This is a genomic window from Nostoc sp. (assembly GCF_036916575.1).
Lineage (GTDB): Bacteria > Cyanobacteriota > Cyanobacteriia > Cyanobacteriales > Nostocaceae > Nostoc.
This window is the reverse complement of sequence record NZ_JBALGC010000104.1, coordinates 244894-265776: the sequence shown is the minus strand read 5'-3', so window position 1 is coordinate 265776 and position 20883 is coordinate 244894. Positions and strand designations below refer to the sequence as shown.

Below are 20883 nucleotides of genomic sequence, written 5' to 3'. Positions count from 1 at the left end.
CTTCAAGTTACATGAACTACAAGAACGGCTTTTACTGAATCCTAGCTTTGACTCTCAGCAATTAGAGGCAATGGTAGCTTTGAATCAATTAGTGAGAAATTTAGACCAACAGATCAAAATACTGCCACTGGATAGCAATTTACCAACAAACAGCAAATCATAGGTCTGTCAGTGAAACCGCTGATTTCGATCGCACATATAATTGTTATGTTGTAATGGAACCCTAGACCGATCAACTTTAGAGGTTCATCTCAAATAAATACAAATTTTGCGATCATATTCTGAGTAAGATTACGGTTTAATCAAACTTATAGTAGCAAAGTTAATTTTCTGCTCTTGAATCCATTTTTTGCAAATATTTCATGCTAACTGAGGTTTTTAGTGAACTTTTCCCCTTAATGAGTACAGCCAATCCACAGACTTTGGAATGGCTGCTCAACGTTGCAGTTGAACATGAATACCCATCTGGGCGAGCTGTTGTGATGGAAGATGCCTGGGGTAACGCCGTTTACTTCGTAGTTTCTGGTTGGGTAAAAGTCCGGCGTACCGTCGGGGAAGATTCAGTAGCTCTAGCAATTTTTGGCCGTGGCGATTTTTTCGGAGAAATGGCAATTTTGGATGAATCTCCACGCTCTACCGATGTCATTGCCCTTTCACCCGTGAAGTTGCTTAGTATCTCCAGAGAGCGTTTTATTCAAATCTTGTTTAAAGACCCGCAGTTACATCACCGCATGTTGCAACTGATGGTGCGGCGATTGCGACAAATTAACCTGCGCTTACAAATGCGGTCTTCACCACCAGCAGTCAAACTCGCCCATACCCTAGTAACTTTAGGCGAAAGCTATGGTCAGGAATCAGATATAGGAAGAGAAATTTTTAACATTCCCTTTAAAGATTTAGCAGAGGTGACAGAAATCGGCGTTGAAGAAACCACTAAAATCATGGAAAAGCTGCATGAAAAAGGGTGGATAAAGATTGATAGCGCCAACAACATCACTTATCTTGTGAACTTCAAACAGTTGATGAACTTGGCTGGCAAAGTGTGATTGCTTTATTTATTCAACGATAAAAAATCGGGGTTTTAAACAGTCGGTCAACAATTTAGAACAATCTAGATTTAAATGTGACCTTTAAGTATCACTGCTGAAAATAAAGCAACATATAAAATCGATGCTAAGTCCTTGATATTGTTTATCTTTAACATGGTTTCTAATCAAATTAATTAGGGGAAAACACCTTAAAAGTAATTCACAATATTTTAAACGTTTTCACGGCAAATTTTTTCCTGCAAAGACGTTTGGCTTACAACTTAAATTGTAAGCCTTTATAGCTATATAAAGAACAATAAGTAACATAAACAGGTGCATGATGTTTTATGCAAAAGCAATGTATCGAGGTGGTGAGATTATTGTTTCTGCTGATGAAGACTTAAATTACTATTCTTATGTAAGTTTAGGACTGCGTTGTATCATTTGCGGAGAAGAGGTCAATTTAAGAAGAGGAAGCGTTAGAAATCCTCACTTTGCTCATTTTATAGATGTTGGCTCAAGTGCAAGTAATTGTCCTCTTCGAGTAAGAGGTTCTAGCGATTCTTGGAGCGAGTTAACAGTAGAATCTAAAGGACAAAGACGAAAGATATTTCAAGAATACTTTATAAATATAATTAAAAAGATAGATAATAATTTTGATGATTATATTCAAAGAGTTAAGAATATAATTTCTGTCAACAAGTTAAAAGTTATTTTTAATAAATGCTCTGAATGTTTTTATGAAAACAATAAAATTTTAATAACTGAATGCCGTAGCCTAGCTTTCAAAAACTATAATCAGAATTTAGGTTTGCAATATTTAATTGCAAGTGAAGCAATAGAATATTTATCTATTTTAAGCAGTCAACAATTACTTGAGCAGTTAATTTATTACAGTATTTACCTGTGTTATAATGAATCATCGCTTTCTGATGTAAATTCTTTAATTTCTAAAAGTGCTTACTCCAAAATAACTCAGACAATAAAAGAGATTATTTTAGAAACTCATTGGTTGACAAATCTTGAATATTTTAGTCAAAAGATTAAAGTGATTTCTGGAGATTATTCAAAACCAAAATTACAAGATAATCAATTGTTAAGGCATATTTTAAAGTCTATAGAAACTTATTTTGATACAAGTAATGATGCTTTAATAATTACATACAAAAGATTTACAACCTTCAAACTTAGATTTGATGATAAAATTAATATAAATTTATATACTATGCGTATAGTAGCGCGTGTAGGTACACAGGAAAAAGAAAGTTATAAATATTTTAAGACTATAGCTAACATTAGTAATATTGATATAATTCACAATCAAGAAATAATTATAACTTGGAGATTAATATATGACAAGGATACTAGCAGTCTTTACCCTGATTACTCCGGTCTTTATCTGTTTTTCAAACAACAAATCCTGCAATTATTAAAAAATAATTTACTAATAAAAGTAGCGTATAAATATAATTATAAAAAGGTAAGTTTTGTCTTAGATTATAAGGATTATGCTAATCTTGATATTGATATATTAATAATAAATTCCAAGTCAAGAGATAAGTTACGCAAAGCAGGAATAAATAAAATAAAGGATTTGATTAAAATATCTAGAGAAGAACTATCAAAAATTAAAAAGTTAGAACCAAAAAATGTTGATGATATCGTTAACAGCCTTCGTAAAACTTTTGATATTGAACTACCTTTAACTAATAATGTAAATATAGTAATCCAAAAGGATTTACGAGAAAACACTATATTTATGGAATTTAGGAGGTTCAAAATTTTCACAATTAACGGTGTAAGTCCAGCTACCATCTCAATTAACCAGACAAGGAGCTTAAGCCCCTTGTTAAAAGTATACGAACTTTCGCCACAGTGTACTAGGATTAATAGCTCCTTTTGACTGGGGACAAACGATTGAGCCAAATTCACTATAGGATATCAGCTTTTGTTCCACTAAACTTGGTTATGACTACCAACCGCAGCAAATAAAAGTCAAAAATTAAAAGCCAAATTTGTCATGATGGGGAAAATTACCCATTGACTATTAACTCAGCACACAAGATGACTGAAGCAACAGCAACTTGTCCCAACACCTACGTCGAGGAAACTGGGCCAACGATTCATTACCTGGTGGCAATGTCCCAACCAGAAACCCATCTGTTTGAGGTGACTTTGCGCCTTGTGGATTACCCCTCACCGATTCTCGATTTAAAACTGCCAGTGTGGACACCAGGTTCCTATTTAGTCCGAGAATACGCTAAGAATTTACAGGATTTTGGGGCTTTTGCAGAGGACAAGCCTTTATCTTGGCGGAAGATCAGTAAAAATCACTGGCAGGTAGACAAAACCGATGTTTCAGAATTAACTGTACGTTACTGCATTTTTGCGAATGAGCTATCGGTACGGACAAATCACTTAGATGCCACCCACGGTTATTTTAACGGTGCGGCACTATTTTTTAGAATACCGGGCAGGGAGAAGCAACCTATTCGCGTCACCATCGTACCACCAAACCTGGAATGGCAGGTAACTACTGCCCTACCACCCGTTGCTAAGGAAACGAATGCTTTCTTTGCTAGCGATTTTGATACCCTAGTGGATACTCCCTTTGAAATTGGTAGCCACCAATTGTATAAATTTGAGGTATTAGGAAAACCCCATGAATTGGCAATCTGGGGACAGGGAAATGTTCAAGCCCAGCAGATGATTGCTGATATCCAAAAAATTGTCCAGGTAGAAGCGCAGATGTTCGGCGGTTTGCCTTATGAACGATACGTGTTTCTGCTACATTTATTTAGCCAAGCTTTTGGCGGTTTGGAGCATAAAAATTCTTGCTCCTTAATTTACCACCGTTTTGGGTTTCGCGCTCAGGAAAAGTATGATCGCTTTATCCAATTGGTAGCACACGAGTTCTTTCACTTGTGGAATGTCAAGCGAATTCGCCCAAAAGCATTAGAAGTTTTTGATTACGACCAGGAAAACTACACACCATCATTGTGGTTTTGTGAGGGGACTACTAGTTACTATGACTTGTTAATTCCTTTGCGGGCAGGAATTTTTGATGTTAAGTCGTATTTGAATAACTTGGGTAAGGAAATTACTAGATATGAAACGACACCGGGGCGCAAGGTACAACCCGTTTCTGAGTCGAGTTTTGATGCCTGGATAAAACTCTATCGCCCGGATGCCAATAGCGGTAATTCCCAAATTTCCTACTATTTAAAAGGAGAAATGGTATCGTTGTTGCTGGATTTACTGATTCGCTCTACTCACCACAATCAGCGCTCCCTTGATGACGTGATGCTGAAAATGTGGCAGCAATTTGGGCAAGCTGAAATTGGCTATACCCCAGAACAGTTGCAGGAAGTTATAGAATCTGTCGCCGGAATCAATTTGACTGATTTCTTTAAACGCTACATTGATAGTACTGAGGATTTGCCTTTTAATCAGTATTTACAACCCTTTGGCTTGCAGTTAGTAGCTGATCAGCAGGAAGAACCTTACCTGGGTGTGAGAATAAATACAGAGAATGGGCGGGAGATCATTAAGTTTGTGGAGGCGGGTTCACCTGCACAAGTAGGGAAAATTGATGCAGGCGATGAGTTGCTAGCAATTGATGGGATTAGGGTAATGGCGGGTGGCTTAGGCGATCGCCTCAAAGATTACCAACCAAACGATAAAATTGAAGTCACAGTTTTCCACCAAGACGAACTGCGTACTTATTCCATCACCCTCGCGTCACCACGTCCCACTCGATATCAAGTAAAACCTGTTGAGCATCCTGACTCCACACAGCAGCAAAACTTTGCTGGATGGCTTGGAGTAGCGATCGCAACTGTTTGATAAAGGCATTGGGCATTGAGCAAACAGGGCATGGGGCATTGGGTATTAGTTATTTCCCCCCTGCTCCCCCTGCTCCCTGCTTCTTCCCCTGTCCCCCAGTCCTAAGGCGTTCTCACTGCCCCAGAGTAAATCAAACCCCGTTGCAGATCCAGCGTTATAATCGCTCCATCCCGAATCACCTGCGCTGCCTGCTTCACGCCGACAATCACTGGCACACCGAGACGCAAGCCAATGACTGCTGCGTGACTGGTGAGACTTTCATCTTCGGTAATAATCCCGGCAGCTTTCCGAATTGCCTCGACAAAATCGGCGCTAGTGCGGGGTGCAACCAATATATCTCCGGGATTAAAGTTACTAACATCCATGCCAGTATTAGCCACCCGGGCGCGACCACTCACTGAACCTTGTCCCAGTCCAATTCCGTGACCTAGTATTGCCGTCACCACCTCTACCTTAATCAAATCTGTGGAGCCGGAAATTCCCTGGAGTGTGCCAGCAGTCATCACTACTAAATCTCCCTGGGACAGTAACTTAAGCTCCTGAGCCACGTTGATCGCAGCTTGAAATGTCTGACCAGTGGAAGGTAATCCTAGCACTAACAGGGGTTTTACTCCCCACACCATCTGTAGCTGCCGCGCCACATTCACATGGGGTGTCACTGCCAAAATCGGTGTCTGGGGGCGGAACTTAGAGACATTGCGAGCTGTTGCCCCGGTTTGCGTTAGGGTCATGATTGCCGCTGCACCTAGTTGTTCGGCAATTTGACCTACAGCTTGACTAATCGCATTGGGAATGGAGCGCCGGGTATCTCTCAAAGAACGTAAGTTTAAGTTTTGGGCTTGCTCCTGCTCCATACGCTCGGCAATCCGCGCCATCGTCGCCACTGCTTCTACTGGGTAGCTACCCACAGCGGTTTCATTGGAGAGCATCACCGCGTCCGTACCGTCTAAAATCGCATTTGCCACATCCGATACTTCAGCACGAGTGGGACGGGGATTGCTCACCATGCTGTCTAACATCTGAGTAGCGGTAATGATGGGAATCCCCAAGCGATTTGCTGTAGCAATTAGCCGCTTTTGGAGTACTGGGACATCCTCTGCTGGCAATTCCACCCCTAAGTCGCCTCTGGCAACCATCACACCATCACACAAAGCCAGAACCGCCTCCATTTGTTCGATGGCTTCGTGCTTTTCAATTTTGGCAACCACTGGCACTTGCTTGCCTGTACTAGAAATTAATTCTTTAATTTCGATCATGTCCTGCGGATTGCGGACAAAGGAAAGTGCCACCCAATCTACACCTTGATCTAGACCAAACATCAGATCCTCTCGGTCTTTGTCGGTCATTGCCTTAATTGACAGGTAAACGCCGGGAAAGTTTACGCCTTTATTGTTAGAAAGTTTACCAGGCACGGTGATCCGACAATGCAAATCACCTTTGTCCCGGTTAATCTCCTCTACGAGCATTTCTACTCGTCCATCATCAAGGAGAATTTTTGCGCCAACCGGGACTTCTTGGGCTAAATAATCGTAGGTGACACAGCTAATTTCTTGTGTACCTACAACCGGACGATTTGTCAAGGTGAAGCGATCGCCTTTTGCCACAACTATAGATCCGTTGTCAAACTTCCCCAAGCGAATTTTTGGGCCCTGCAAGTCTTGGAGAATAGCCACTGGCTGATTTAGTTCAAAGGCGGTTTGCCGAATTAAGCGAATACTACGCTGATGGTCGGCATGAGTTCCGTGGGAGAAGTTTAGCCGCAGCGTCGTGGCTCCCGCTTCAATAATTGCCTTGAGCATTCCAGGACTGCTAGTGGCGGGGCCAATAGTAGCGACAATTTTTGTCCGGCGCAGAGAATCTCTTAATTGCATAGGGGCTGAAGTTAGGGAGCTATCTGGGAAGTCATCGTAACTTAAGTGGCATCTCCTTTTCAGTCACTGCTATATCAGATATAGATATAAGCAGTTAGAGAGGGTTTATGGGAGAGTGGGAACTGTGGGATAGACTAGATATAGTACATCAATCTTGTATCCATCCTCCCCACGAAGGAGTTTATCCCATAAACTTTTTGCCAATTGTCATACCCCACTTATCAGTAAAGACTAGTCTTGGTCTGGAATCATAGCGTTATTCATCTGCTGATATGCAAAGCTGTAGATAAATCTTGCTATACAAAAATTTGCAAAACTTTATTATTCCTTAATATTTATCGTATATTCGTAATGTTTGATAAACAAGGAGTCAATCTTAGAGATGATCACATCGGAGGCACAAAAGCCACTGACAATCCCGCCCAAGGAATTTTTAGCGCCTCCTGGTGATTTCAATCCCACGCTACTACTGTTTTTCGTAGCTGTGGCAATGTTGGTGTTATCTAACTTTGGTTACTGGTTTTGGGAATGGCCGCACTGGCTGTGCTTTAGCGTTAACACTATTGCCTTGCATTGTGCTGGGACGGTAATTCACGACGCCTGTCACCAATCTGCCCATCGCAACCGGGTGATCAATGGGATGTTAGGGCATGGTAGTGCGTTGATGCTAGCTTTTGCTTTTCCAGTGTTTACGCGGGTGCATTTACAGCATCATGGTCATGTTAACCATCCCGAAGACGACCCAGATCATTATGTCTCTACTGGTGGCCCACTGTGGCTGATTGCAGTGCGGTTTTTGTACCACGAGGTGTTTTTCTTTCAACGACGACTGTGGCGTAAATATGAGCTATTAGAATGGTTCATCAGCCGTTTAATTGTCGTTGTAATAGTTTATATATCAGTGCAATACAACTTTTTGGGTTACATTCTCAATTTTTGGTTTATACCGGCTTTCGTGGTGGGGATAGCATTAGGATTATTTTTTGACTATTTACCCCATCGTCCTTTTGCGGAGCGCGATCGCTGGAAAAATGCTCGCGTTTATCCTAACCCAATTCTCAATATCTTGATTATGGGACAGAATTACCACTTAATTCATCATCTGTGGCCTTCTATTCCTTGGTATAATTATCAGCCCAGCTATTATCTGATGAAGCCCCTGTTAGATAAAAAAGGGTGTTATCAAACTTCAGGATTATTGCAGAAAAAGGACTTTTTTGAGTTTGTTTACGATATCTTTTTAGGAATTCGATTTCATCACCATAAAGAATAGAGTTGTTGGATAAAGCGATGGCGTCAAAAATCTCTGATTTCAACAACCACACCCGGAGAGATCGTTGCTAGAACACTGGGTATTAATGCAAGCAAATCAGGTAAGCGATTACTAGATGCTATAAGAACAACGACCGCAACTCCAGTCTGTTGCAAGTTTTGCTGATATCGTAAGTAAGTTTTGGTCTGTTGTGAGAAGAATTGTGAAACTTTCCTGCATCATCAATTGCAACAGTTCGCCATTCTTTTTGCCTGACCATCCCATCTGCACAACTGTGCGTACCTCATAATCAGTGAGTTCACGTTTTAAGGGTCGCGGAACACACTCATCAAGCAGAATTCGCATAGGCGGTTAGCATTTCCTTCGCTAATTCGAGAGCAGCGATCGCTTGCTCACGGCTGACACTGGGAAAGTGATCTAAAAACTCATCCAGTGAGTCACCTGCTTCTAGATAATCGAGCAAGGTTTTTATCGGCACACGAGTACCAACAAAAACAGGCGTTCCCCCTAATATATCGGGATCGCTATGAACAACACGCGATGTGGATGTCATATAGTTAGCTGTCAGCCACAGACTACTTTTTGATCGTAGCTTTCGCTGTTTGGAAAATCTACCATAAACGCCTCCGACAAAACATTTTCATTAATGGACGACATGAAGCGATCGCCGTTGAAATTGATGGACAAAAACTCATCTTTGACAACATCCACCCCGAAGACATTTCCAGAGTAGACTGGAAGACTGCAAGGGAGCAGGGCGCAGTTCTTGCTGGGGCAGAAAGAGTTTTCAGGCTTTTGCACAGATGCGGGAATATAACTAATTAGGCGGACATGATATAACTACGCAAAATCGGGGTAGTGCATACGAAGTTGAACAGCCTGCATTACGGTTTTTACGACAAGGCTCTGTCGCTAATGTTCAAGGTCTAGGTTCAATCCCTGCTGCAAGACTGGAAAATAAACTTGGCGAATTACCACTTGAAGGGCAATCGCTTATTCACATAAAATCACTACAAAAAGCTAATAAAGTTCTCTCGCTAATAGTAGTAGGTTGAGCAGCAGCGTCACCTAACTAATAGCTTGTTTTATACTTTTTTACCTGTTTTTTGCATAATTATTATATGTAATAGTTTTACACTTTTGACTTAACTGCTGGCTGTGATGTTTGTAATGACTGAGGCAAACTCCAGTCGGGACGCAAGTTAGCGGCGTTGCGTAAATAAATATGATGAATTGAGGCGGAGGCTGGCAGGTAAGCGTGGATTAAGAACCGAATGCAGCGCTGTAAGCTACCTTCGACGTGCATTTGCTGCACATCCAACATGGCCACATTATCCCAACCAGGACGCGCTCTGGCGATCGCAGCTGGAAAAATAGCATCCAAATCGCGTGTGACTGAGAAAGTCACACTAATCATGTTTCTCGGCTGGAATTGATTCCGGTTTTCCAGTTCATTTAGTAGTTCTGTCACCACCTCTCGCATTGCCTCAACGGTATTTTCTGAAACGGTTGTTGCTCCGCGAATAGCCCGCATTTGCCACTCCACGCCAAAATCCTCCTTAATTAGTCATTAGTCATTAGTCACTGCTCATTAGTCATTGGTCATTGGTCATTTGACTGTGGGCAAAGGACAAAGGACTAATGACTAATGACAAACAACCATTTATGGTCGATATAACCACAACGGTAAACCACTGGTAGACATTTCAAATTCGAGCCAATCAATACCAGCCCCAATTCCTGATGAAACCTGACGACTTCCTGGTAGAAGGCGACTCAATAAGGGTTTACGTTCTTCTAGGGTATAGCAAAGAGTTTTTTCTGGATCAAGACCAACCAGTTCTGCTGTCCAGCGGCGGGCATCTTCTTCTGTGCCCAGGCGGTCTACAACACCCAACTCTAGGGCTTGCTGTCCAGTAAAAATCCGACCATCGGCGAAACTTTTCACAGTTTCTACTGCTAAAGAACGGCCATCAGCTACCGTTTGGACAAACTGCTGATAACTTGTGTCAATCAAATCTTGCAAGATGTTTGCTTCTGATTGAGTCAGTTCCCGGTCGAAAGCCAAAATGTCTTTGTAAGGGCCAGACTTAATTACCATAAAGGAAACACCGATTTTTTCTAGCAAGCGTTCCAAGTTATTCCCACGCAGAATCACACCAATACTACCCGTAATCGTACCTGGGTTAGCTACGATGTGTTCGGCTCCCATGCCGATGTAGACTCCTCCAGAAGCCGAAATATTGCCAAAGCTAGCGACGATTTTAATTTTTTCGCGCAAACGCTTCAGGGCGCTGTAGATTTCTTGAGAATCTCCGACTGTCCCGCCAGGACTATCGATACGTAGCAATAATGCCGGAAACTTTTTTTCCTCTACAGTTTTCAGGGCTTCTAGGACGCGTTTGCGAGTAGCACCGGCGATCGCACCAGTAATTTCAATCCGCGCAATTTGTTTTCTAAACTTAGGCTTAAACGGCCAAATCATGAGCTCTCAACATACCTCGTAATAAACTCAATATAAGATGTCCAGCGGTCAGACGACCTGCTTTGCTCTGTTAAGAAACATGAGCAGGCATTGTGCTCATCAGGATTTTAAGGAAATTTTTATATTTTGTAGAGAGTTTTATTTGATATTCTCAATGAATGCTAATCAAGTCCTTAAAGATTGCAGCTAACACCAAATGCCAATTTCTAGTTTAGCGTCCAACGTGATGATTTAGTACAAATGATTTTAGCTATTTTGCGAAATTAAAAATTCCAAAACCCTTGGTATTTTACCTTTGTGAGCTTTTGAAAAGGAGTTTCTATGTTCGCGCATGGCAATATTCATTAGTAATTAATAACTAATGAATAATAAGTATTTAATTAATAACTTCAGCACTCAATTTAATTAATAAAAATTCATTCGGCAACACTAATCCCTATTAAAATTAAGACCAGTAGTACTTTCACTTTTGGAAATATCACTTTTTCCTCTCTTATATAGCCCATGAGCATCTGACGAAGCTATTTTCACTACCTATGAATCTATTCGTAAAATTTGACACCGATAATAGACGTACATGTCAAACAGTGCCCCGACGAAAGTACAGGTCAAGCTAATTACAAATAATCCGCGTAGGGGAGTTCCACTGCCAAAGGTGGCAAGAAAATGCATAACCTGAGTAGCGATCACCTCAGTTAACTCTTGTAAGCCAGGGAAGTGACCGATCAGGGATAGAAGCAGCAATCCGCCGCCAACAAGGAACATGGGAGCGACAAAACTGAAAATGATCGTCAGTAGTAGGGAGCGGAGAAAGTTAGTGAAAATAGTCATTTAGGACAAACTCCGTGAGTAGAGATGACAATAGCCCAATAGCGGTTTGTCATTTTCTACAATACGTGCGATCGCTCCTGAGCAGACAATCTGTCAAGAATCTTAAGTTTTCATTAAAAGAAACAGCTACCAGTTACAGCACATGCTGAGGATATCAAACAATGACTTATATCTGTAAAAACCTTGCAAAATCTAGGTTATAGCCAAGGTTAGCATCTGTTTATTGCTTTGCAGCACGTTTAATAAGAGCTTGATTTTCTGAGAGCATCTTTAATCTAAGTTAATGTTCAGCCCATTGGGGAAATGAGGAAGCACAGGAGCAAGGTCAATAAGTAGTCATGCAAAATTAAATATAGATTGTCATTGCGAACACTTCGTTTGCAATGACAATCTATATTTTTGCATACCCACTACTGCTCGGTTAAGCCTCTTTTGGGCATTATAGACAACGATATTTCAAGGGTTTCAACCTACCTTCTTTCCTTAACCGAGCAGTATTAGGAGCAAGGTTGCAGCAAGTCTTTCCCCTCTGCCCCATGCCCAATACTTCTCTTCTTAGGCTGCGCCCTAAGCGTAGCTATGCCGCAGGCTTTACGGCTTACCTCGGCTTTGCTCGGCACAAGTCGCTCAGTACAAGTGCCCAATTCCCCATTCCCCATTTCCAATGACTTCCGCTATTCTTAAGGCAGTCACCGAGTTAGCTATAGAACATTGAACCAGACTACATCTAAATCCAGTTTAGGAGAATGGAGTCAGCGGCTGCTGGCAGCGATTTTTCTGGGTGGGCAAGTACTAGTTCACCTATTGAAAGGTAAAATCCATCGGCGCAACACCTTAGAACAAATGGCAGCAGTTGGGCCAGATTCCCTATTTATTGCCCTATTGACGGCTATTTCCGTTGGCGCGGTGTTTACCATTCAAGTGGCGCGAGAATTTATCAACTTTGGCGCAGGAAACGTTATTGGCGGAGTGCTTTCCATAGCGATGACACGAGAACTCGCTCCCGTGTTGACAGGAGTGATTCTAGCGGGGCGAGTCGGTTCTGCCTTTGCAGCAGAAATCGGTACCATGCGGGTCACAGAACAAATCGATGCCATGTTGATGTTAAGAACAGATCCAATCGATTATCTAGTTATCCCCCGCGTCCTTGCTTGCTGTTTAATGCTACCAATTTTAACCCTCCTGTCTTTGGTAACAGGGATGTTAGGGGGATTAATAGTTGCGACAAATATTTACAACCTGTCTGATACGGTATTTCTAGACTCAGCCCGTAACTTTCTTAGGATCTGGGATATTTTTAGCGCCATGATTAAGGCATGTTGCTTTGGCATTTTTATCGCCGTAATTGGTTGCAGTTGGGGGTTGACGACAACAGGAGGAGCCAAAGGTGTAGGACAGTCAACTACAACTGCTGTTGTGACTGCCTTGCTGATTATATTTATTAGCAATTTCTTTCTTTCTTGGTTAATGTTTCAGGGGACTGGCAGTGGATTACTAGGCTTATAAAAGTGATGAGTTAGGAGTTAAGAGTTATGAGTTAAAACTCCTCACTCCTAACTCCTAAAATAGGAAAGATGCCTACTAAATAAAGCAGGATTTAAGACTGTGACCAGTTCATTTGCTTCTAACTCCACATCAACTGTGGAACTCAAGCCTAGTTACAATATACCTATAGTGTTGGTGATTGCCGCTATTCCACTACTGTTGGTACAACCGTGGGTAGGCTTTGTTTTCACACTGTTTGGTTTGTTTCTCATGTTTCAGGCGTTAACGCTGCGTTTGCAATTTACCGCCACCGACTTAGATATTTACAGAGGCGAAAAATTAATTCGGCGCTTTCCCTACCAGGAATGGCAAAACTGGCGGATATTTTGGAATGGAGTCCCCATCCTGTTTTACTTTAAAGAAATTAAAAGTATTCACTTTTTGCCGATTTTATTTGACCCCAACACCTTGAAAACTTGCTTAAAACAACGTTGTCCGCGTATTTAATGCTAAATGCCATCTGTGCTGAGTCGTTTTGATCTAGACTCATAACGAGTGCAAGAAGTCAGAGCAGCGGCTTTTGCCGTAAACGCTTTGCGGTAAAACGTCCTGTAGGCGGGTTTCCTGCTGTAGGGAACTGTTGTTAACACAGCGTTAGCGACTGTGCGTAGCGTCACCCGGAGGCTTGCTGCAAGCATCTGAACTTCAATAACCCATGACTCAGGACTTTTATGGCAGGTCAATTGTAATATTTCTGAAAGCTATTTATTCGCGTCATAGGAATTACACTATTGTTTATGAACCCAGAGGCATCTCAAACCCCAGAACCAATTGATGAGCAGTTGACAGAAAAACAAGAACAGAACAATGCAATTGAACATCCAGTAAATTCATCTGTTGAGTCAGTGATAGAAACAGAAGCCATTAGCTCATCAGAAGACTATACAACTTTTGAGCCACTCATCTCCAATGCAGAAGTGGTAGATTCTACAGTAGAGCTAGCAGAAAATTCAAATGGCGAGTTTGTAGCGCAGTTAGAAGTGGAAAATCTCGCACTGGGGTCAGAAATAGGATCAGGAAATAATTCATTATATGCACAAGCAGAGCAGCGAGTGACAGAGTTGCAAAGCGTTGAAGCAGCTCTCAAGGAAGAAATAGCCAAGCTGCAAGCTTCTTACAAAAACCTTCAGGCACAAGTGAGTGAAACTCAAACATCACTGGGACAACTTGTGCAAGAGTCGCTGGTGCAGTTAGAACAACGCAAACAAACCCTGCAAATTTCTGTAGAACAACTAGAACGCCGTCAAGAACGTATCCGCAACGAGATGCGAACCAGTTTTGCTGGTGCATCCCAAGACTTGGCAATTCGGGTGCAGGGTTTTAAAGATTATCTTACGGGTAGCTTACAGGATTTAGCCGCTGCCGCTGAACAGTTGCAACTGACACCAAGTGTGGTGGAACGAGAAAAACCATCTATAAAAGAGGCAAAACCAGTTGAACCTCAACCTGGAATACCCCAATTTGCCCAACAACAGTTTCAAGATACTACAAAGCAAATTCGCCGCCTAATTGACCAATACCGCAATAAACCAGATTACTACGGTCCGGTATGGCAACTACGCCGTACCTTTGAACCAGTCCACGCTGAACGAGTTTCCAACTGGTTTTTTACCCAAGGGGGACGGGGTGGTTTGCGGACAATGGGTAGCCGCTTACAGAATATCCTAATTGCCTCAGCTGCAATTTCGATATTACACAAGCTGTATGGCGATCGCGTCCGTACTTTGGTCTTAGCTAATACACCAGAGCGATTAGGTGAATGGCGGCGAGGCTTGCAAGACTGTCTAGGAATCGGTCGCCCAGATTTCGGGCCAGACCGAGGTGTGGTATTATTTGAGGCATCTGATGCTGTCGCTCAAAAAGCAGACCGATTGACGAAAGCCAATCAACTGCCGTTAATTATCATTGATGATTCAGAAGAGCAAATCAGTTTGTCACTGCTGCAATTTCCCCTGTGGTTAGCCTTTGCTCCTGACCCCAAAATAGTGAGAAACTATGATGATGACTTTTAAATGAGTCATTAGTCATTAATCATTAGTCATTGGTCAAGAGGTATTACTCTTGACTTTTTTAAATTTTGTATTTTAAATTGTTTATTATGGCTATTTGGTTAACTGGATGTGGGGCAATTGTCGTCATAGCTTACCTGCTGGGTTCTTTTCCCACTGGATACATTGCTGTGAAGCAGTTAAAGGGTATTGATATCCGAGAAGTTGGTTCAGGTTCCACTGGCGCAACTAATGTACTAAGAACCTTGGGGAAAGGGCCAGGAGCATTGGTTTTAGTATTTGATTCCTTAAAGGGAGTATTAGCGATCGCTCTGGTTTATTGGCTGTTCAATTTTGCCTCTAGTCAAAATTTTATCCCCCCAACAGTAGATGTACAACTGTGGCAACCGTGGTTAGTAACTTTAGTTGGGTTAGCTGCCATTCTGGGACATAGTAAATCAATTTTTTTGGGTTTTACTGGTGGTAAATCTGTTGCTATCAGCTTGGGGATTTTGTTGGCTATGAGTTGGCAGGTAGGTTTAGCAACAGCAGGTGTGTTTGCCGTCATTGTGGCGATATCGCGGATTGTCTCTTTGAGTTCAATTGCAAGTGCGATCGCTGTTTCGATTTTCATGGTACTTTGGCATCAACCGTTACCCTATGTTCTGTTTGGGATTGTCGGTGGATTATATGTGATTTTGCGCCATCGCACTAATATTGAGCGACTACTTGCGGGAACGGAGCCAAAAATTGGGCAAAATGTAGCGACACCAGAACAAACTGCATAATTGACTAACTGTAAATAAATATATTTTTAACTTCTGTGCTTCAGTGGGGGCTAGTACAGCGGGCGCGTAAATAAACCTACCATACCCTCCGGGAAGCCGCTTTGCGTCTACAAAATGGCGTAAGAGCAAGGAATATAATTCTTTTGAATCAGTGACTTTTACTTCTCTACCTTGGGCTGCGCCCTAAGCATAGCTATGCCGCAGGCTTTACGGCTCCCTTCGGCTTTTCTACGAGACGCTGTGCGAACACTCAGGGCAAGACGCTCAGTACAAGTGACTTTTGACTTCCGCCTTGCGGTACTAGGCTTATGAACTAACGTTCCCTTTAATTAAACGGTGGAAAAGGCGGCAAGGCCACAAAAAAGCTCCACAGATACTTACTGAGGCGATGGCAACCACAACTCGCCAACTTGAGCTCGGCCCAGTGGCAGACTCTGAAGGATGAGCTTGTGTACTTTTAGCTAGTTCTGGCACTGAATGAGATAGCTGACTGGCTGTACTCACCCCTTCAATCGCTGCTCCGATTAAATAAGCTACCAGGGCAATTCCTAGCCAGTAATTCATAATATTCCACTGTTTGAACTCTGAGCGTATGCTTGGCAGTGAGCAATCATTAGATTTCTCTTACTAATGATTGCCACCTTGCCCAAAGGATAATCGACCTTCAGCTGTATCGCGAATCAGGGGCAGTTTAGATTTTATATAATTATTGAGGGTGCTATCTGCCTGGTCATCAATCCCCTGCTTAATTTTTAACTGCTGGAGGAGTAATTGTACTAAAGCAGCATCGTCAAACTGGAGCAGGGTGCTGACCTGGGTAGATTCGATTACAGCCCAGAGCTGTTGCATCATTTTAGCAGTCACCATGAGTCCGTAACCTCTTAAGCTTTTCTTTATATTTACACGGATTTGGAGTTTGTAGTTATTTTTTATCTAAAGATTTATAAAGATGTCGGCTGAAAATGCCTGAGTAAGCCAATATGGTTAAGTTATAGGGTTTTTCAATTGATTGAACTATAGCACTCTCTACTCCCTATCCTAACCTACTCTATAAAGAAAAAACTGCTCAAAGACTTAGATCCTCCCTAACCTTCCTTTCTCAAGAGAGAATTAGAGCAAGGCTCTTGAAAAGCTACAATGCAGATATACGTAAGCATCAGCGCTTTTTGTGGAGGGAAACTTCAGTCGTCTTCGCTGTCGGGTACTTTTGCTAGAAATTTATTGTGGAACTTTAGCACAAGCTCCTTCCTGACCAGAAGGATCGGCAAAAACTGCTAAAGTGTGATATTCAGGGTTATCTGTTTTATATATCACTCGAAAAGTATACAACCTATTTCTACCTTGTCCTTCGGTAACAACTGTTAAAAGTGTATTGCTAGTGGGGGGAAGCCCAGGAATATTCAGTTTTTGAATTCGTCTGAGTTGAATTACATTCGCTGAGGAGTTTTTACAATCTCCTCCACTACTATTAGAGTCTTGACCAAACTGCATACATACTGGCCCATCAAAGTCTATAGTTACCTGTGATGGATCGTTTAACCAAACTTTTTTAATTACTTCTCCAGCCGGAATAAAGCTTAAGTTTGTTCCTTGTTGATACCAAACGTCGATCGTAGGTATTGCTCCCCCTAAACCCTGTGCTTGACAGGAAAATATGGAACGCAAAACAGCGTTATTAGCACCAGCGCGGCCTACCAATAAGAACATAGCAACCGAGAAAATTAAGGAAGCTATAGGTAGGAAATAAGAATTACCTGGGGTATTTCCTGACAAATTAGGATTATTTTTCATGGTTGCAAATGGGAAGATTGGTAGATAGAACAAAATAATATGGAAAAGATACAAAGAAAACTAATTACCAATTACCATTACCCAATCAGAAATCTAAAATTGGTATAAATCCTATCTCCTAAAACTAGATTGGTTGATTAACGTATAGTTCAACATTTGTGCCGGCTTTCATAAACCAAATATTAGTTGGTTGCGACATTTGGGCGATCGCCTGTTGATTACGTTGGGCAATTTGGGGTACTACAGAGTTCATACCACCTTCCAGAACCGCAGCTGCGAGATTGCGCCTGTTCTCAGTGATAGTAGTATAACCACTAATGTAGCCGTTGCCGTTGTTACCGTTATTGCCATTCTCGATAGGATTGCCGTTAGAGTCGATGTTGTTGAGGTTACCGCCATATAAAGGCAGAACTTTGGTATCAGGGCGATTTACTAACTCTGCTGCTTTACCAATACCTCCTAAAACGAATAGTCCTGCATCCATTGATGCTATGGACGAACTTGAACCGGGATATTTCTTTGCTACTAAAGGTTTACCTTGAGTACCGCGAATAATAATTGCATTGCTGGGTAAGCTTTGTTCGGTAGGGTTGCCATTATTTTGCGAGATAAGCTTAGTTACGTTCATCTGCATAAGACCTTGTTCGTTAATGGAACTAATTTCAGCTAGGAATTCGGTGTTTGCAGGTATGACGGTACTACCATCCTTAGATTTAAGTGCTTCTTGCGATTTGATCACAAATACGTTTTTCGCTCCGCCTGCTTCATCACCACCGCCTGATTTAGTAGTAGTTTCCCCAAATATCGCTGTTGCTAACACAGCTTTAGCACTAGTCCCTATTGCTAAAGATTTCTGTCCCACAGGTTGCGCTTGGCTCACCTCAGGAGCAGAAGTTTCCGGTTGTGGTGTCTGTTGTTGCTGCGGCTGCGGATTGTTTGCAGGTTCAGGAGCTGCTGCTATGTTATTGGATTGATTCGTAGCATCTACTTGACCATAGCTACCTAACTTTGCTAACCTTCTCCACTCTTGCAATGGGCTTGGTGGAGATGGTGGATTTATATTGACTACAGTCTGAGGTTGAGTGTTTGGCTTCACAACTACTGGTAGTTGGGGCGATCGCACAGGTTGAGAAGCAGGTACTTTAACGATGCGCTCAACTGTCACTGTTCGGGGTACGTAAGGTGTTGGTGGTGGGGGTGTTGGGATCACTCTTTGTGTACCTCTAGAAGATACTGACGGTTCTTTTAAGACTACTGTCGGCGTTGATTTGGCGGTTCTAAGCTGTTGTTGAGCGGCTTTCACCATCTCTGCTTGTTCAGTCAGGGCTAATTTTGTTTTTAGAGTATCTACTTCGCCTGCTAGCTGTTGAGAGGTAGATTCATCAGTTGGCTGCTGACGCACTGGTGGGGAAACAATAGGTTTTGGCTTTTGACTGCTACTCATCAACTGGGACAAAAACACACCACCCACCAAAACTATCGCTAAGGTAGCAGCCCCTACCAAGCCTAACTTTGCAAAGGGATTAGATGAGAGGGGTTGCTTAGTCTGAACTTCTTGTGGTTGAGAAAGCGATTCTTGTGGAGTTGCAGAGTCTTCTGATTCTTGGGTATCGGGAGAAGATTCTTCTTCAAAACCGACTAACCTTGACATCCGCGATTCCCAATCAAAAGATTCTACATCTTGTTGGTAAGCATCGGTGGTTAGAGTAAATCCATTTTGAGCAGGTGTTTCCGCAGGAGTTGAGTATTTAGTCATGGTAAAGCTTGGTTGGGATTTACAGAACAATTTTTATCTTGGATTTCACATATATTATAAATTTCTAGTCTGGCTTCACCAAGGCGGTAAGCTGCGAACTGCAATGGTAGTGCTGCATTTGGTAGGGAAGTTGCGGGTTCATCTATTGCTCTAACTAAAACTTGTTTATTAAAGGAAGTTGATTTTCCCAACCTATCATAACCGCTAAACACTAATTGATTAGCAAACATCTCCACTTTCCACTGTCCATTACCTATTTCTGTAGGTTGAGAGATTTTTTGGATTACTAATACATTCTCTGCTCCTCTATTAACATTTTCAAATTGGCTATCTGGATTTAAATTGGTAATTTCTGACTTAAGTTTTTGTTTAAAATTATCAGCTACCAGTTGGGAGGTAATTTCCCAGACTTGTGTTGGCGGCTGTTGATCTGACCAGGTAAGCATTAAGCTCATAGTTTCACCCACAAAGCGCCGAATAGCCTCTGGCTGTCGCTCTAAATTTGGTTGGGGGTCTACCGTTATAGTGCGACCATCAACAAGCTGCACTAAACTTTGAGGTGTGAGTTGACGACCTAACTGCTGTAACATTGACCCGTTAAATATTAATAAAAGCAGGGTAAATACATGTAAACCAAATGTTCCTACTGCCAACAGTGGCAATGGGTTATTTTTCCTATTTTCTGGTTTGAGTATTTGCATTAATAATTGATTATCTAAATTGAATTATGAGCCAGTGAATGAGAAATCTATTGTCTGATAAAGCTATCAGATGTTTGTCCTGCCCCGCATTGTGTTAATCTATTTTGATTAAGGCCATTGTTGCCATCTAGCAAACATAAGTTACGAACTTCATAAATTTCTAATCTATCAGCGCGGACACTATAAATTGCTTTTTGCAAGTCTGTGCCGTTGTCGCCTTGAGGATTACCAAAATAATCTGCTGCACGTACAAGTAAATCTTTGTTAAAAGGAGTTATGAGTCTTGCACCACCAACTCGGTTTTTTTGAATTAAGTCTGCTACCATACCCACTCGCCACTTACCTGGTGCAATTTGTTTTGGCGGATAAACCCGCTTAATAACTAATTGTGATGTCATAGCTAGGCTGGGATTTTCAGAGAAAACTTCTGGCGGTGTCATTTCTGCAACTGTGCTTAAGAAACCTTTGCGAAAGTCTTCGGATAAGGCAAAACTAGCTATCCAACTGCTGGTACTAACTTTTTGGCTACTCCCTTGAGGTGTTTGAATAAGAACTCCTAAATCTGGTTTGGGATTTGCAACTTCTTCGATATTTTGTGGTGGTAAGGTTCCAGACCAGCTAAACATTGATATCATCGTTTTGCTGATGAATTGGCGAATTGCTTCTGGTTCTCTTGCTAAATCATCGATATTACCTACTGGTTTACCGTCTATTAATTGCACAAAGTTGGGAGCTTTTCTCAGACTGAGTTGGCGAATATTTAGCCCTTGTAATAAAAATAAAAATAAAACTAATATATGTAAACTGAAGGTTGCGATCGCAAAAATTGTCAAAACACTTGCCGTTCTTTGTCTTTTTTCCAGTAAACGCACCATTTACTCACCTTCTTCTGAAAAAAACTCAGCTATTATATATGATGTTTTGCATATAGTTAGCAGTTCCGAACACTTGTCAAAATTTTATTCATTTTGAATTTTGAA

General features: G+C 41.7%; 22 protein-coding genes. 9 read left to right on the top strand and 13 right to left on the bottom strand.

Annotated features, from left to right (window positions below; all coding sequences use genetic code 11):
- Positions 1–362: 362 nt before the first annotated feature.
- From V7L29_RS22670 to V7L29_RS22660, 3 genes are all read left to right on the top strand, one after another.
- On the top strand, positions 363–1046 hold the full coding sequence (locus V7L29_RS22670; protein WP_334736865.1) for a Crp/Fnr family transcriptional regulator: 684 nt from the start codon (positions 363–365) through the stop codon (positions 1044–1046).
- Between the two features lie 319 nt (positions 1047–1365).
- Positions 1366–2931, top strand: coding sequence for a DNA-directed RNA polymerase subunit alpha C-terminal domain-containing protein (locus tag V7L29_RS22665; RefSeq protein WP_334736864.1), 1566 nt, complete (start codon positions 1366–1368; stop codon positions 2929–2931).
- 161 nt (positions 2932–3092) lie between these two features.
- Entirely contained in the window at positions 3093–4874 is a 1782-nt protein-coding gene (locus V7L29_RS22660; protein WP_334736863.1) for a M61 family metallopeptidase, read from the top strand.
- Positions 4875–4975: 101 nt separating this feature from the next.
- Here the strand turns inward: V7L29_RS22660 and pyk are convergent, their stop codons facing one another.
- On the bottom strand, positions 4976–6745 hold the full coding sequence (gene pyk / locus V7L29_RS22655; RefSeq protein ID WP_334690389.1) for a pyruvate kinase: 1770 nt from the start codon (positions 6743–6745) through the stop codon (positions 4976–4978).
- 382 nt (positions 6746–7127) lie between these two features.
- On the opposite strand from pyk, the gene crtR reads away from it, so the two are divergent.
- Positions 7128–8018: a beta-carotene hydroxylase gene (gene crtR, locus V7L29_RS22650; RefSeq protein WP_334690388.1), complete on the top strand. Its 891-nt coding sequence runs from the start codon at positions 7128–7130 to the stop codon at positions 8016–8018.
- A 111-nt stretch (positions 8019–8129) separates the two neighbouring features.
- On the opposite strand, the gene V7L29_RS22645 is transcribed toward crtR, so the two are convergent.
- Both V7L29_RS22645 and V7L29_RS22640 read right to left on the bottom strand, forming a co-directional pair.
- The gene (locus V7L29_RS22645; RefSeq protein ID WP_334736862.1) at positions 8130–8363 is read right to left on the bottom strand and encodes a hypothetical protein; all 234 of its coding nucleotides are present in this window, start codon (positions 8361–8363) and stop codon (positions 8130–8132) included.
- A complete protein-coding gene (locus V7L29_RS22640; RefSeq protein ID WP_292705834.1) occupies positions 8347–8571 on the bottom strand; it encodes a DUF433 domain-containing protein in 225 nt (74 codons plus the stop codon). Before V7L29_RS22640 ends, V7L29_RS22645 begins: the two co-directional genes overlap by 17 nt.
- A 29-nt stretch (positions 8572–8600) precedes the next feature.
- Between V7L29_RS22640 and V7L29_RS22635 the strand changes: the two genes are divergently transcribed.
- Positions 8601–8843: a papain fold toxin domain-containing protein gene (locus tag V7L29_RS22635; RefSeq protein WP_334690386.1), complete on the top strand. Its 243-nt coding sequence runs from the start codon at positions 8601–8603 to the stop codon at positions 8841–8843.
- 307 nt (positions 8844–9150) lie between these two features.
- On the opposite strand, the gene aroH is transcribed toward V7L29_RS22635, so the two are convergent.
- The 3 genes from aroH to V7L29_RS22620 all read right to left on the bottom strand — a co-directional run bounded on the left by aroH (position 9151) and on the right by V7L29_RS22620 (position 11334).
- Positions 9151–9564, bottom strand: a complete 414-nt coding sequence (aroH, locus tag V7L29_RS22630) for a chorismate mutase (RefSeq protein WP_334690385.1) — start codon at positions 9562–9564, stop codon at positions 9151–9153.
- A 117-nt stretch (positions 9565–9681) separates the two neighbouring features.
- Complete coding sequence (sppA, locus tag V7L29_RS22625; protein ID WP_334690384.1) at positions 9682–10503, bottom strand: signal peptide peptidase SppA; 822 nt, start codon at positions 10501–10503, stop codon at positions 9682–9684.
- Between the two features lie 534 nt (positions 10504–11037).
- Positions 11038–11334: a hypothetical protein gene (locus tag V7L29_RS22620; RefSeq protein WP_334690383.1), complete on the bottom strand. Its 297-nt coding sequence runs from the start codon at positions 11332–11334 to the stop codon at positions 11038–11040.
- A 711-nt stretch (positions 11335–12045) separates the two neighbouring features.
- Here V7L29_RS22620 and V7L29_RS22615 point away from each other — a divergent pair.
- On the top strand, positions 12046–12840 hold the full coding sequence (locus V7L29_RS22615; RefSeq protein WP_334690382.1) for an MlaE family lipid ABC transporter permease subunit: 795 nt from the start codon (positions 12046–12048) through the stop codon (positions 12838–12840).
- 99 nt (positions 12841–12939) lie between these two features.
- Complete coding sequence (locus tag V7L29_RS22610) at positions 12940–13326, top strand: DUF3119 family protein (protein ID WP_334690381.1); 387 nt, start codon at positions 12940–12942, stop codon at positions 13324–13326.
- A 2-nt stretch (positions 13327–13328) separates the two neighbouring features.
- Here the strand turns inward: V7L29_RS22610 and V7L29_RS22605 are convergent, their stop codons facing one another.
- Complete coding sequence (locus V7L29_RS22605; protein ID WP_334736861.1) at positions 13329–13562, bottom strand: hypothetical protein; 234 nt, start codon at positions 13560–13562, stop codon at positions 13329–13331.
- Between the two features lie 54 nt (positions 13563–13616).
- Here V7L29_RS22605 and V7L29_RS22600 point away from each other — a divergent pair, with 54 nt between their 5' ends.
- Together V7L29_RS22600 and plsY are read left to right on the top strand one after the other, a co-directional pair.
- Positions 13617–14891 (top strand): DUF3086 domain-containing protein, encoded by a 1275-nt coding sequence (locus V7L29_RS22600; RefSeq protein ID WP_334690379.1) that lies wholly within the window; start codon positions 13617–13619, stop codon positions 14889–14891.
- Between the two features lie 86 nt (positions 14892–14977).
- A complete protein-coding gene (gene plsY / locus V7L29_RS22595) occupies positions 14978–15655 on the top strand; it encodes a glycerol-3-phosphate 1-O-acyltransferase PlsY (protein ID WP_334690378.1) in 678 nt (225 codons plus the stop codon).
- 306 nt (positions 15656–15961) lie between these two features.
- Here the strand turns inward: plsY and V7L29_RS22590 are convergent, their stop codons facing one another.
- The 6 genes from V7L29_RS22590 to V7L29_RS22565 form a co-directional block, all read right to left on the bottom strand.
- Positions 15962–16219: a hypothetical protein gene (locus V7L29_RS22590; RefSeq protein WP_334690377.1), complete on the bottom strand. Its 258-nt coding sequence runs from the start codon at positions 16217–16219 to the stop codon at positions 15962–15964.
- A 63-nt stretch (positions 16220–16282) separates the two neighbouring features.
- A complete protein-coding gene (locus V7L29_RS22585) occupies positions 16283–16522 on the bottom strand; it encodes a hypothetical protein (RefSeq protein WP_334690376.1) in 240 nt (79 codons plus the stop codon).
- Positions 16523–16873: 351 nt separating this feature from the next.
- Positions 16874–17446 carry a hypothetical protein gene (locus V7L29_RS22580; RefSeq protein WP_334690375.1) on the bottom strand — a complete coding sequence of 191 codons (573 nt, stop codon included), beginning with the start codon at positions 17444–17446 and terminating at the stop codon, positions 16874–16876.
- 124 nt (positions 17447–17570) lie between these two features.
- A complete protein-coding gene (locus tag V7L29_RS22575; RefSeq protein ID WP_334736860.1) occupies positions 17571–19202 on the bottom strand; it encodes a hypothetical protein in 1632 nt (543 codons plus the stop codon).
- Positions 19199–19903, bottom strand: coding sequence for a hypothetical protein (locus V7L29_RS22570; protein ID WP_334736859.1), 705 nt, complete (start codon positions 19901–19903; stop codon positions 19199–19201). The genes V7L29_RS22575 and V7L29_RS22570 overlap by 4 nt, the downstream gene beginning before the upstream one ends.
- A gap of 47 nt (positions 19904–19950) precedes the next feature.
- Positions 19951–20778, bottom strand: coding sequence for a hypothetical protein (locus V7L29_RS22565; RefSeq protein WP_334690372.1), 828 nt, complete (start codon positions 20776–20778; stop codon positions 19951–19953).
- Between the last annotated feature and the right edge of the window lie 105 nt (positions 20779–20883).